Source organism: Azospira sp. I09, from assembly GCF_009177135.1.
Lineage (GTDB): Bacteria > Pseudomonadota > Gammaproteobacteria > Burkholderiales > Rhodocyclaceae > Azospira > Azospira oryzae.
This window is the reverse complement of the sequence record NZ_AP021845.1, coordinates 360459-373030: the sequence shown is the minus strand read 5'-3', so window position 1 is coordinate 373030 and position 12572 is coordinate 360459. Positions and strand designations below refer to the sequence as shown.

Here is a 12572-nt window from a genome sequence, read left to right as displayed (position 1 = left end):
GATCAGAACACCGCGAGTACATCGTTGATGCGATCATCTGGGAACGTGGCAAGCATCTCGTTTCGGATGCCGACGAAGTCGATGTCTCCATTTCGGAAGGCCAGCAGCTTGGCCCTAAAGTCGTCGAATACGGCAGACGCAGTGAAGATATCTTCTGCATCGATGTAGTTCACGCGGTAGCTCAGCACGTTAAACCAGACTTCCTTAGTGACCACCGGATGCGCAAAAGCGATGGCGTCCAAGATGTACTTCGGAATGGCGGTCTGCGGATCGATCTTCTTTCCCAGCAAGATGGCAAACCATCCCTTGCCGTAGTTGTCCGCCATGGTCAATGCGCGCTGACCGAACAACGCGATGTCCGCTGATTCGAGCTCCGCCTTGGCCGTCGCGATGGTTGGTGCATCCTTGTAGACATCAGGAAGGATGCCGACCACCTTACGCGCATTGCCGGCGGCAATGAAGTCGACCTCGAAGGTATGGGGGGCAAAGAATGGAGAAACCCACCCGTTATCTTTGAAGGTGTCTTCCAATAACGCTTTCCTGGCGACCCCTTTTTCCTGGGATGCCTGATACTTGCCCTTGCGCCGGAGCAGCCCTTCGGAGTCTCCCGCCGCCGGCGTTGTGTCAATGATGGACTTGTCAAGGTCGGTGACGATGCTGCACCGCTTCCGGATTCGGGCATCATCGAAAAGAACCGCGACGTTCTGAAATCCAGTGCTGCGGATATTAATTAAACTGATGCCGAGTTCATCAAGGCTGACGCCTAGCACGTTCTTGATCAGGATCGGAACGAGAATTTCTTCTGCATCGCCCTCCACTAAGAGGACGCTCTTGGCAAACAACAAGTTGCTACGGACAGCATCCAGGTAGCGTTGAATGTTGCCGATCTCTTCTGGGTTTAGGCCAATTGCAGGCTGGTATGCCTCGCAACGATCACCTTCTCTGCCGAGGATGTTCACGTTCTGAACATTGCTGACCTCAGAGATGTGCGTCGAATGGGTCGAATAAATGATCTGTGTGTCGTCGTATTTGAGCTTGTCGAACAGTGTTTTCTGGATATGTGTGTGAATGTGAGCTTCCGGCTCTTCGATAAGCAGAAAGTTGGCGATCGACTGTTTAGCCTTTTGATACTTGAATTCAAGCAGTTTCAACGTGAGGAATATCAGGTTTGCTCCACCAAGGCTCAGCTCGTGGATCGGTCCTTCGTGGCTCTCCCCCGATTCGCCAACGAACAGCTTGAGCGACTGGAACAACTTGTCAGCTTCGTCTGGCAGATCCGACTTGATAGAAAGAGAAGACGGCGAATACGCCTCACCCGCCGCATCCTTGATGGTGTCTCTGATATCCGTCCGGACGACCTGCACGTCTGGCAACGCTTCGATGGAGTCATTCAATGCCTTTACCCCGTCGGTGATAGCCTGGAACGCCACGGGGTCGATATCGCCGCTCTTGCCCTTCAGAAGCGAAAAGAGCGGATTTGTCCGGTTGTTGTGAAATTCGGAGACGACGTCCCGTAGCGCCTGGACGAAAGTGAACGAAATTTCTTTGGAGACGGACAGCACGTTCGGAATCTTCGCGCCGATAACACGAAATTCAACCTCTTCATTGAATCGAACATTCGCGAAGTCGCCGACCACATCCTTATAGAAGGCCTCGTCGTTGAAGTCGGCTTCACTCCGACCTGTGAAAATCGTTTCATAGTCGTCGATGGTGACCGGGTTCAGGATAGCGTCGAGGCCTGCCTGATCACCATCGTTCAATTGAGAAAGTCGCAGCCTGATTTCCTTCTTCGGACGAAAGATCAGGTTGTAAGTGGCCTTGCCGTTCGCCTCTTCCTCAATTACGCCCGTCCCATGTCGGAAGAGCGCCTGCACTGATTCATCCGCAGAGATTTCCTCAAACTCAAGACTGATGATGATCCAATGTCCCTGCCAGCGCCCTAGGCCGCGATGAAAGTCGGTATGCTCCAGCCGGTAGGCAGAGCGAATCATGTTGTCATCAAGCAGCAATCTGATTGCGCGAAAGAGATTGGTTTTGCCAGATCCATTTTCGCCGATGACAGTGTTGATACCCTTCTGGAACAGCAGCTTCGTGTTGGGAAAGTTCCGGTAGTTGACCAGGCTGAGCTTGGATATATGCATTTGATTCAATCTTGTTGTTGAAATCCACATGCCGATCGGCCGATGGATTGGTTGAACACTGCAGCCATTGATCCCAACTACGGAATGGCCAACTGTCAGTTGGTTTTAGAACGGCACCGTGTCTAAGGTAGGAATCGGTTGGAGCGCATTTTTAATCTCGGTTAGCCTTGCAAGTAGTTCATCGAAAGTCACGATCACGATCTCTGCGAACGCATTTCGAACGAGCTCGAATGACTTTCTTTGCTGATGCTCTTGTGGCGTCATGCCAGCGACAACTATGCAGCGAACCGCATAGCTGTGGAGGTCGTATCGGTTCATGTTATTTTTTATGACGGGTAGTTCACTCTGCAATTTGAAACGCTGATCTAGAATTTGAGCAATCGCTCCACCCAATTCTGTCGATGGGCCAAAAACATCATCTCCACGATAGGGAGATTTTCCTAGCAGTTCGGTTTGCGGCTTTTTTATCTCAATGAGGCCAAGATTGCCCGTGGAAGCGGATGCGTATAGAAAATCTGAAAATTTTCCGCCGGACCCGTTAAGTCGCTTGCCACCTGCATAAGCTTGCCCCTGAACCAGCATGGCTGGAACGGCAAATGCAAGACTAAGTATGAAAGGATTTTCCAGAAAGAAGCTTTGCCACTTGCTTTCCGTCAGTCCTTTTCCAAGCATTTCCTGGTATCGCTCAATCAGTTGATTCAGTGTGATGAGCTCAATATCATTCTTTAATGCCAGCAGCGAGCGCGGCTCAGATTCCGCCAGTGCTTCTATATTGTCTTGAACCATGCGAACAGCGGCGCGCCGATCACGCTTGGAAAGCGTCACATGCTGCCGCCCACCATCGGTCATTTCCGTTAGTGCATCAGGTCTTACGCTCTTCTTTAGAGCGGGAAATTGTGCTGAATCGGCAGCATGTAATAAGGTCTGGTAGACATGAAATTGCTTGTCCTTGCGCGCGTCTCTCTGGTGGCGAGAGGCTATGCGATTTAATTCTTTTCTTAATTCATGAAATCTTCTTATTCCGAGAATAAAGAATGGCGAATCAATTTTCGCGTCATTTCCTTTGTGGACAATGAGTATGCTTACGTTTTCTAAGCTGGCGGCTGTTTCGCAAATTTGCCGATATTCCCACAGAAGCCCCAAACCGAATCGAAAATCTTTGGCAAACCCATCCGGCAACTGCTCAAGAAGCCCAACGACATCGTCAGTAGTCTCTGGCAGTATGTAGGGCTCGATAACAGGCCGAGCGACGACGATGCGTTCAAGGGTGCCGTATTTAGGTTGCAGGTAATCGTCGCGATCTTCTCGAATATTAAGAGGCCAAATGGTCAATCTGTCTGGACACACATTGAGCAGTCTCGCTATTGGCGAATCCGGCTTGCGCTCCGCTGCGGGAATATCAGTGAAGAAAACGTTAATGCCTTCCTCTTCCGGTTCGGCTGCTTCAATGACAAGGAAGGGGCCGCCGTCCAAACGCTCACGTTGATTGAATGCTGAAGGTCTGATAGATGCCATGAACTATTCTTGATCCCTACTGTTCAGAGAAACGATTTGCGGGCCTTGCCTCAGCGCAACCTTATGGTGCCTTCCGATCAGAATCGGACGACACACGATTGATGTCAAAGGGGAGTGCCTTATCTGCCGCGATTCGGGTCAGCAGCATCCGAATCGCATCCGAAATTGATAACCCCATTTCAGCCAGAACAACAGTTGCGGCTTCTTTAATCTGCCCGTCAATCCGGGCACGAACGACGTCGTTACTTGCCATTGTTGCGCTCACAATAGATGTAGCTACATTGTGGCTCATAAGTACTATTGCGTCACTTACATTTTGTTGTGAACAGTAGAGCATCCCGGCGTGCCGCCGTCGGGCTCGCGGGCGTTGCCCCGCGCCTCGTGCCGAGTCGCGGCCATGCGGCTTTGATCCCTGATGCCTCCGGCCGTCTCTTCGCTCCTGGCCTGCGCGCGGCGCTTGCCCTCCAGGGGATCGGCTGGACAGCCCATCCCCGCCGCGCCTTGCTTGGCGCCCCTCGCATGCACCGAACAGGTTGCACCTGATCGACCAACAGCCATCCAGCTAGGCGTGCCGCTGGCACGCAGGGGCGCTCGCCGCGCGGCGTTGGTTTCAGCGCACCCCCTGGCCCATTGGCCGCTGTTCGTCTTTCCCCAAGTTCATCGCTTTTTCCCGCGACCGTAGCCCGCGGTGCCTGGCCGTCAAGGCGCGCAGGGCCGAGTCCTCGCTGCGCTGCGGGCCGCACCAACCCTGCGCTTCTCCCTTGACGGCCAGTCCCTCGCTGGCCCGGTTTTTCGCGGGCGATGAACTCAGGAAAGACGGCGGCAAACAGGACCGGCCCAGGTCTCTGCGCCGAACCAACCGAAGCCACAACGGGCTCCGAATCTTGGAATCCGGTCAGCTTTGAAACCACAGCAACTCATTGGAGAAAACCATGCAACTCGCATCTCGATTCGCTTCCCATTCCCCGACGCTGCGCAGTGACTACCCGCTGTCCGACGACCAAATCCGCCGCGTAGCCCCGTCCATCTTCGCGGAGGCCCCGCACGATAGCCGCTCCGAACGGTACGCCTACATTCCCACCGCCGCCGTGCTGGCGGAACTGCGCAAGGAAGGGTTTGAACCCTTCATGGCAGCGCAAACCCGCGTGCGGCACGACGACCGCCGCGACTACACCAAACACATGATTCGCCTGCGCCATGCCAGTCAGATCAACGGCGCGGAAGCCAATGAAATCGTGCTGCTGAACTCGCACGACGGCACCAGCAGCTATCAGATGCTGGCCGGAATGTTCCGGTTCGTTTGCAGCAATGGCCTTGTGTGCGGCGATACCGTGGCCGATGTGCGCGTGCCGCACAAGGGCGACGTGGCCGGTTCTGTCATCGAAGGCGCTTTCGAGGTGTTGAGCGGCTTCGAACGCGTGAAGGAATCCCGCGACCTGATGCGCGCTATCACGCTGGACGAAGGCGAAGCCGAAGTGTTCGCCCGTTCCGCGCTGGCCCTCAAGTACGACCCCACCGATAACAAGCCCGCGCCCATCACGGAAAGCCAAATCCTGATGCCGCGCCGGTTCGACGACCGCCGCCCGGACTTGTGGAGCGTGTTCAACCGCACCCAAGAAAACCTGACCAAAGGCGGATTGCATGGCCGCAGCGCCAACGGACGCCGCCAGCAGACCCGCCCCGTGCAGGGCATTGATTCCGATGTGCGCCTCAATCGCGCCCTCTGGATGTTGGCCGATGGCCTGCGCCAGTTGAAGGCCTGATTCCCCACGCGGCAGGGGCAGGCAGCAGCCCTTGCCGCTTTCTTCGCTGCTGCATCCCTGAACCGATAGGAGTTATCACCATGAACGCCATTACCCAAACCGAAGCCCGCGCCCTCAACACCGCCGCCGCTATCCCGCTGGAAGCCGCCGACCCGACCAAGAACCTGATTTTGGTTCCGCTGTCGCGGCTGGTGTCGCGTCCTGCTGGCCGCAACGTGCGCAAGACCCCGCGCATGTCCATTCCCGAACTCGCCGCGAGCATTCAGCGTGTCGGCCTGCTGCAAAACCTCATCGTCATTGCCGCCGCCGATGGCGAGCATTACGAAGTCGTGGCCGGTGGCCGCAGGCTGGCCGCGTTGAAGCTGCTGGCGAAGAAGCGCCGCATCAGCAAGGAATGGGAAGTGCCTTGCCTGTTGGTGGCCGATGGCACCGCCCGCACGGCCAGCCTCACCGAGAACGTGCAGCGCGAAGCCATGCACCCCGCCGACCAGTTCGAGGCATTCGCCGCGCTGGTGGCCGAAGGCCGACCCATCGAGGACATAGCCGCCGATTTCAGCGTCACGCCGCTGGTGGTGCAGCGCCGCTTGAAGCTGGCGAACGTCTCGCCCCGGCTGCTGGCCGACTACCGCGCCGAAGCCGTGACGCTCGATCAGTTGATGGCCCTTGCCATCACCGACGACCACGCCGCGCAGGAAACCGCGTTCTACGACGCGCCGACGTGGCAGCGCAACCCTTCCCAATTGCGCGACCGCCTCACCGAGCGCGAGATTGACGCATACCGGCATCCGCTGGTGCGTTTCGTGGGGCTGGATACCTACGGAGCCGCAGGCGGTGGTGTGCGCCGTGACCTGTTCGCGGAAGGTGACGCGGGCGTGTATCTGACCGATGCCGCGCTGCTGGAACGGCTGGCGCAAGACAAGCTGGCAGGTATCGCCGCCGAGGTGAAGGACGAAGGCTGGGCGTGGGTGGATGCCACCCCCGCCGTGACCCATGCCGACCTGCACGCCTTCCAGCGTGCGCCGAGGGAGCGCCGCGAACCGAACAAGCGCGAAGCGCAGCGCATCGAGAAGCTGCAAACCAAGATGCACGAACTGGCCGCCGCCGTGGATGACGCGCTTGATACCGAGGACGAGGAAAAGGCCGATGCCTTGCAGGAAGAAGGCGAAGCCGTGGGCGAGCAGTTGCAGGCGCTGGAAGATGGCTTGCAGGACTACGGCACGACCGTGAAGGCCGCAGCCGGTGCCATCGTCACCATCGACCGCAACGGGCAGGCAGTGATTCATCGCGGGTTGATGCGCGAGGCCGAGGCCAAGGCGCTGCGCACACTGGAACGCCTGCGCCAAGGTTTCGGCAGCGAAAGCGAAGCCGGGAACGACGACGAAGGCGAGGACGACGAGCAGCCCAAGACCGCCGCCATGTCCGACAAGCTGGCGCAGCGGTTGAGCGCCCACCGCACCGCCGCGCTGCAAATCGAAGTCGCCCGGCATCCGCAAGTGGCGCTGGCCGCGCTGGTGCATGGCATGGTGCAGACCGTCTTGCAGGGCAGCCACTACGGCCACGACTTGCCGCTGGGCGTGAGCCTGAAAGCGCAAGACCGGCTGGAAGGCATCGCCCCGGATATACCGGATTCGCCCGCCGCCGTGGCGCTGCGCGAGTTGCAGCAGGTAGCAGGCGAAGGCTTGCCGGAGGACAGCGCCGAACTGTTCGCCGTGCTGCTAGCGAAGTCGCAAGATGAACTGGTGCGGCTGCTGGCGATATCCGTGGCCGTCACGGTGGACGTGGTGACACCCCGCGCCACGCCGCAGCAACCGGGCGCGGAACTGGCGCAGGCTGTCGGCTTGGACATGGCCGCATGGTGGAAGCCCACCAATGAGGGTTATTTCCGGCATGTGCCGAAGGCCGCGATTCTGGAAGCCGTGGAGCAGTACGCCCCGGCGCACGTCACCCGGCTGGCGAAGTTGAAGAAGGCCGACATTGCCAGCGAAGCCGAGCGGCTGGCCGATGGCACCGGCTGGATGCCTGCCATCTTCAAGGCCGAAGGCACCGACGACACCACGGCGCAGGATGCGCCGCAGGCGGTGACGAACGACGAGCCGGAAGCCATCGACAACGACGACGAGCAGCAGGCCCACGCACTCGCCGCCTGACCTTCACCACCACCGAGCGCCCCGGTTTCGGCCGGGGCGCTTCGCTGTTCCATCAGCATCGGCCCCAGGCCGTTCCGCCCTGGTGCCGATGGTCAAAAATCCGGGCGCGGCGGTGGCCGCGCCCGGTTTCCAAGCCCAAAGCCAGAACGCCCCTTCGCCGCCTTCGGGCGGACGGCGAAGGGGCGGCGCACAAGTGACCTTGTGCGCGGGAAACCCTCGAAGCCCATAAGTGCGTCGGCGCACAGCGCCGACGACATTCCGAACGCGCCCCACCGCAATGGACGGGCGTGTGGGGCTACGCCCCGGCTTGCTGCCGCAGGTTGCACGAAAGCGTGCCGTCCTCGACGCTGGCGGTTCGTCGCCTGTACGTCACGAAGGACGGTTCACCGACACGCCGCCCGGCCTTGCAATGGAGCTTCCACGCCACGCCTCACGCAAAGGGCCGCAAGCAGCAGTAGGGACGCTTTCACCTTGTCGCTGGGCATTGTCCTTGCCCGTGTCAGGGCGCAGGCCGGTGAAGCCGTCGCGCGGGGATGCCGAGTCGGCCATGCCTCCATTCGGGAGCGGGCGGCCAGTACGTCCTTGTGTTGTTGTGAATCCTGGCGGTGGCTGGGCTTCATGGCCGCAACCTTCCAGCGAAAACAATTCCCCCTGCGCTGCGCGCATTCCTCGCGGGACAAATTCTTTTCGCTTCCAGGTTCTCCACGGTGTTGCGACCGCTGCGCGGTGCGGCCAGCCCATCCCCCGCCGGACGGATCACAACAAGGACGCACTGGCGCGACCTTGTTCAACCCGAAAGGAGAAATCATCATGGCTAACATCGGCACCTTCACCGCAGAGAAAGACGGCTTCACCGGCCAGCTCCGCACCCTGACCCTCAACTTCAAGGTCAAGCTGGTTCCCAACGACAAGGGCGAGAACGAAAGCGCCCCGGACTTCCGCCTGCAAGCGGCCGGCCACGACTTCGGCGCGGCGTGGAAGAAAACCAGCGAGGCCGGGCGGGATTACCTGTCGGTGGCCATCGACGATCCTTCATTCCCGGCGACGGTCTATGCCCGCCTGATCGAAGGCGAGAATGACACGCACGACCTCATCTGGTCGCGCAGCAAGCCCAAGGCGGCCTGACGGCCGCCCACCGCGCCCCGCCCATTGCGGCGGGGCGCGGTGCTGCTGATCGCAGCATCGCACGCACAGGGTTTCGGCAGTTGCCCCATGTCCCGCATGTCCAAGGCCAGCATTGCATTGGTGATGGTCGAATGGCTCGAAGCCCGTGGCAGTAGGAACAGCATGGCGTGTCGGCGCATTGCGCCGCCGGGCTTTCGGGCTGCGCCCCATGCCGCCAATGGCGTCATGTCCATTCGGCTTCAATCCCTCACGCCTTCGCGCCTGGCGGCGCTGCGCGCTCCGCTTGCGGGCATTCAGACGCGCTAGGGCGCGTCGCGCTCTTTCAGCACGGCCTCGAACTCCTGGCGCACCCGCGCCAGCAGTTCGTCGGCCTTGTGCGTGTCGTCGCCGGCGTAGGCCAGCGTCAACAGCGTCAGCGGATGCACTTCCATGACCTCGCACAGCTCGGTCAGCTTGTGCAGGGTCGGACTTTTCAAGTCGCGCTCCAGCGTACTCATATAGGTGCGGCTGGACACGTCGGAGAACGCTTCCTGGCTCAAGCCTCGCGCCTTCCTGACTGTCCGTATTGCCGTTGCCAATGAGTGTTTCGCTGTCACTAACTTGGTTTCCCCATAAAAACCAAGATGACAGCCCATTGCGCCCTATAGGGCTACAATCTATAGTGTTCATTCATGGCTGAAAGGCCCGCTTTCGTGCTTTTACGGAAATCCGCAGATGCGGATTCCGACAGAACCGGGGAATCGCATCCGTGTCTTTCCGGCTTCCGACAATTCCGCTTCGGCGCTTCTGTTCTTCTACGGATGCGATGGCTTGCACATCGGTGCTTCCACACGAATGCACGGATGCGTTTCGGCAGTTCTGCGCTTCGGCACCAAAGCGCATTCGCGCATCGTCGGTTTCGTGGAGAAGCTGCCCATGACCCTGCCGCTTGTCACCGCTGATGAACGCGCCCGGCTGCTGGCCCACGGCGCGGCGCTCGCCGCTGGTCAGCGGCTCGACCCGCTGCCCGTGGTGCGCTTGTTCACCCCGGACGCGCATGTGACCTGGCTGCTGGTGTCGCTCGACCCGGCGGATGGCGACACGGCCTACGGCCTGATCGACCTCGGTATCGGTATGCCTGAGCTCGGGATGGTCAAGCTGTCCGACCTGGCGGGCATCGTCGGGCCGCGCAAGCTGCCGGTGCGGCGGGATCGGTATTTCCAGGCGGTGCGCCCGTTATCGGAGTACGTCCGGCTGGCGCAGGAGAACGGCGCGATCACGGACTGATGAAAACCAGCGCGGCCTAGCCAGCCGGGGCGCATCGTGACTATTTCAATCTTGATCAAGACCGTGCAGGTCTGAATCCGCATTCTTGCACCGAAGTGGTGCGATCCTGTTGAAAACAGTCCTGATCTTGGGCGCGGGCTGCGGCACGGTGTTCGGTGCTGCGCGTCATTTTCCTGAAGGCGTAGCCGTCGCATTCAGACGATTTCCGCAACACGCAGAGCCAAATGGTCTTGACACCGACAGTTACAGCCTAACCAATTTTGATGACGACCTGATGGCATTTCGATAGTTCCCGCATCGCGGAAATCGTGGCGACGCATCCCAAACAGAGGGAGGTTTCGCCATGACTGATCGCAGCGCCGAACACTGGTATCCGACAGCGGCCTATCTCTACGTTCTGCACCTTGACGGCCCTGCGCTGGCGTGGGAATACCTGCGCCGAAATCCCGACTACCGCCGCGACTGGCTGCGCCGCCGCCGCCGGCCGGACACGGCGCAGGCGTGGGGCCTGCGCCTGCTGGAAGACCCAGCCCTGGATGCGCGCGACGCGCATCCGGCCTGGTTTCCCGATCACGATGCCGTCGTGCAGGTTTACCCGGACGATGACCCGCCACCCGAAGCCCATGCCTTCGAGTTCTGGCGCGTCCCTGGCCGCAAGCAACTGATCCACGACGGCAAGCGCCTGGTGCTGGTGTCGCATTGGCCCGGCTGCTGCCTGCGGCTCGCGCTCGCGCCGGGCCTGGAAGACGGCATGGCCTACCTCTACGCCACCCGCGCCTGCGCCACGCCCTGCGCGCGCTATCGCACGCTCGCGTCCGAGCTGGACGCATTGGCCGTGGCCACGGTTGCCACGCCTGCGGCGGCGGCCCGTTCCAGGCCCACGACGGCCGCGGTGCTGGAACTGCACACCTTGCAGACGCTCGACGCGACCCTGGCGGGCGCGTCATTGCGCGAAGTGGCCGAAGGGCTGTTCGGCGCCGATGCCGTCGCCGCCGACTGGCACAAGGACAGCGCCTTACGTGCCCGCGTGCGGCGGCTGGTACGTCGTGGCGATGCGCTGATGCGTGGCGGCTATCGCCGCCTGGCACAGCTTCCGCCGCCGTTGCAGTAGGGGGGGACGTTTCGCGTCCCCCGTAGATCGTCCCTTAGCAAGCAGCCTCGCTTTCTTGAAAGTGCCTCTAACCGGCCGCGTGGTGTGGCCGGGCTTGATGGAGGTACATCCCATGCGACCCGCTCCCTTGCGGCCTGCCGCCGCTGCTGTCGCTGCGCCTGCGCAGCCCCAACGCTACCTGACCAACGACGAAGCCGCCGAGTACCTGCGCCTGTCGCCACGCACGCTGGAGAAACAGCGCGTGATCGGCGGCGGCCCGAAGTTCCGCAAGTTCGGCCGCCGCGTCATGTACGCGGTGTCCGACCTCGATGCCTGGGCCGACCAGCGCAGCTACGAGGCGACTTCCGACCCGGAATATGCCGAACGCCACGCGGGCGATTACCGTGATGGCCGCTGATCGCTGGCGCGTGGGTGGCCGTCGCCATGTCCAGCCCGCCAGGGCAAGCCTTGCAGCGCGAACAGCTCGACCTGTTCCGCGCGCTGCCGGGCGACATGGCACCCCGCGACAGCCAGGACTTGATGGCCTTTCCGTTCTTCTCGCTGGCGAAGTCGCGGCGTACCGCGCCGATCGACTTCCGCGCCGGCGGCATCACCATCCGCGTGGAGGGTACGCAGGAGCACGGCATCGCAACGATATGGGATGCCGACCTGCTGATTTGGGCCGCCTCGCAGATCGTGGAGGCGCGCGACGCGGGCTTGCGCCCGTCGCGCTGGATACGCGCCACTCCCTACGAGATCCTGCGCTTCATCGGGCGCGGCACGTCTCTCAACGACTACCTGCGCCTGAAAGCCGCGCTCGACCGGCTGCAATCGACCACGGTGGCCACGTCCATCCGCGAAACCACGGGAAGGCGATTGCATCGCTTCTCGTGGATCAACGAGTGGAAGGAACTGGCCGATGCCAGCGGCGTGCCGCTGGGCATCGAACTGATCCTGCCGGACTGGTTCTATGCGGGCGTGCTCGATGCCGCCTTGGTGCTGACCATCGACCCAGCCTATTTCCGCTTGAAGGGCGGGATCGAGCGCTGGCTGTACCGCCTGGTGCGCAAGCACGGCGGCAAGCAGCCGGGCGGCTGGCAATTCGACTTCCGGCACCTGCACCGCAAGTCGGGCAGCGCTGCGCGCTTCTCCGACTTCGCTTACGACCTGCGCGTCCTGGTGGCGCGGCAGTCGCTGCCCGGCTACGTCCTGGGCATCGAGCGAATGCCGGACGACGGACAAGAACTGCTGACCTTCCGGCCCGTGCTGCACACGGCACGGGGATAACTCGTGGAAAAGGTGTGGACGGCCTCGTGCTATCAGGAGTACCGGGTATCGTGCTATCGGGAGTACGCCTATCGTGCTATCAGGAGTACGAAAACGCCGGAAAGCCAATAACGGCGCGGGTTTGCGGCCCCTCTAACTTCCCTAACAAGAAATACATAACTTTTAGTAGAAGCGCGCCGTTTCGGTGGACAACCGAGAAACGGCACGGCGAACAGCGTTTTGCACGGCAGGTAAAGCC

At 60.8% G+C, this 12572-nt stretch carries 12 protein-coding genes; 8 read left to right on the top strand and 4 right to left on the bottom strand.

Going from position 1 to position 12572, the window contains the following annotated elements:
• Positions 1-2: 2 nt before the first annotated feature.
• The 3 genes from AZSP09_RS19770 to AZSP09_RS19760 all read right to left on the bottom strand — a co-directional run bounded on the left by AZSP09_RS19770 (position 3) and on the right by AZSP09_RS19760 (position 3948).
• Positions 3-2141: an AAA family ATPase gene (locus AZSP09_RS19770; protein WP_004883041.1), complete on the bottom strand. Its 2139-nt coding sequence runs from the start codon at positions 2139-2141 to the stop codon at positions 3-5.
• 105 nt (positions 2142-2246) lie between these two features.
• Complete coding sequence (locus AZSP09_RS19765; protein WP_004883043.1) at positions 2247-3656, bottom strand: Shedu immune nuclease family protein; 1410 nt, start codon at positions 3654-3656, stop codon at positions 2247-2249.
• Between the two features lie 61 nt (positions 3657-3717).
• Complete coding sequence (locus AZSP09_RS19760; RefSeq protein ID WP_050554911.1) at positions 3718-3948, bottom strand: type II toxin-antitoxin system RelB/DinJ family antitoxin; 231 nt, start codon at positions 3946-3948, stop codon at positions 3718-3720.
• Between the two features lie 640 nt (positions 3949-4588).
• Here AZSP09_RS19760 and AZSP09_RS19755 point away from each other — a divergent pair.
• The 4 genes from AZSP09_RS19755 to AZSP09_RS19730 all read left to right on the top strand — a co-directional run bounded on the left by AZSP09_RS19755 (position 4589) and on the right by AZSP09_RS19730 (position 8997).
• Positions 4589-5419, top strand: coding sequence for a DUF932 domain-containing protein (locus AZSP09_RS19755; protein WP_004883049.1), 831 nt, complete (start codon positions 4589-4591; stop codon positions 5417-5419).
• 80 nt (positions 5420-5499) lie between these two features.
• Positions 5500-7566, top strand: a complete 2067-nt coding sequence (locus AZSP09_RS19750) for a ParB/RepB/Spo0J family partition protein (RefSeq protein WP_004883050.1) — start codon at positions 5500-5502, stop codon at positions 7564-7566.
• Positions 7567-8376: 810 nt separating this feature from the next.
• Positions 8377-8691, top strand: coding sequence for a DUF736 domain-containing protein (locus tag AZSP09_RS19735; protein WP_004883051.1), 315 nt, complete (start codon positions 8377-8379; stop codon positions 8689-8691).
• Between the two features lie 87 nt (positions 8692-8778).
• Entirely contained in the window at positions 8779-8997 is a 219-nt protein-coding gene (locus AZSP09_RS19730; RefSeq protein WP_103790875.1) for a hypothetical protein, read from the top strand.
• On the opposite strand, the gene AZSP09_RS19725 is transcribed toward AZSP09_RS19730, so the two are convergent.
• Complete coding sequence (locus tag AZSP09_RS19725; protein WP_064717570.1) at positions 8994-9287, bottom strand: helix-turn-helix domain-containing protein; 294 nt, start codon at positions 9285-9287, stop codon at positions 8994-8996. The genes AZSP09_RS19730 and AZSP09_RS19725 overlap by 4 nt on opposite strands.
• A 118-nt stretch (positions 9288-9405) precedes the next feature.
• Here AZSP09_RS19725 and AZSP09_RS20510 point away from each other — a divergent pair, with 118 nt between their 5' ends.
• The 4 genes from AZSP09_RS20510 (at position 9406) to AZSP09_RS19705 (ending at position 12334) form a co-directional block, all read left to right on the top strand.
• Positions 9406-9957, top strand: coding sequence for a DUF2958 domain-containing protein (locus AZSP09_RS20510; RefSeq protein ID WP_004883053.1), 552 nt, complete (start codon positions 9406-9408; stop codon positions 9955-9957).
• Positions 9958-10300: 343 nt separating this feature from the next.
• Positions 10301-11068 (top strand): DUF2285 domain-containing protein, encoded by a 768-nt coding sequence (locus AZSP09_RS19715; RefSeq protein WP_004883055.1) that lies wholly within the window; start codon positions 10301-10303, stop codon positions 11066-11068.
• 112 nt (positions 11069-11180) lie between these two features.
• Complete coding sequence (locus tag AZSP09_RS19710; protein WP_004883058.1) at positions 11181-11465, top strand: helix-turn-helix transcriptional regulator; 285 nt, start codon at positions 11181-11183, stop codon at positions 11463-11465.
• 26 nt (positions 11466-11491) lie between these two features.
• Entirely contained in the window at positions 11492-12334 is an 843-nt protein-coding gene (locus AZSP09_RS19705; RefSeq protein WP_004883059.1) for a replication initiator protein A, read from the top strand.
• Positions 12335-12572: the final 238 nt, after the last annotated feature.

Coding starts and splice junctions, on each gene's coding strand:
- AZSP09_RS19705 (WP_004883059.1), top strand. CDS start 11,492: ATGTCCAGCCCGCCAGGGCAAGCCTTGCAGCGCGAACAGCTCGACCTG.
- AZSP09_RS19765 (WP_004883043.1), bottom strand. CDS start 3,656: ATGGCATCTATCAGACCTTCAGCATTCAATCAACGTGAGCGTTTGGAC.
- AZSP09_RS19760 (WP_050554911.1), bottom strand. CDS start 3,948: ATGAGCCACAATGTAGCTACATCTATTGTGAGCGCAACAATGGCAAGT.
- AZSP09_RS19770 (WP_004883041.1), bottom strand. CDS start 2,141: ATGCATATATCCAAGCTCAGCCTGGTCAACTACCGGAACTTTCCCAAC.
- AZSP09_RS19710 (WP_004883058.1), top strand. CDS start 11,181: ATGCGACCCGCTCCCTTGCGGCCTGCCGCCGCTGCTGTCGCTGCGCCT.
- AZSP09_RS19750 (WP_004883050.1), top strand. CDS start 5,500: ATGAACGCCATTACCCAAACCGAAGCCCGCGCCCTCAACACCGCCGCC.
- AZSP09_RS19715 (WP_004883055.1), top strand. CDS start 10,301: ATGACTGATCGCAGCGCCGAACACTGGTATCCGACAGCGGCCTATCTC.
- AZSP09_RS19755 (WP_004883049.1), top strand. CDS start 4,589: ATGCAACTCGCATCTCGATTCGCTTCCCATTCCCCGACGCTGCGCAGT.
- AZSP09_RS19730 (WP_103790875.1), top strand. CDS start 8,779: ATGTCCCGCATGTCCAAGGCCAGCATTGCATTGGTGATGGTCGAATGG.
- AZSP09_RS20510 (WP_004883053.1), top strand. CDS start 9,406: ATGCGGATTCCGACAGAACCGGGGAATCGCATCCGTGTCTTTCCGGCT.
- AZSP09_RS19735 (WP_004883051.1), top strand. CDS start 8,377: ATGGCTAACATCGGCACCTTCACCGCAGAGAAAGACGGCTTCACCGGC.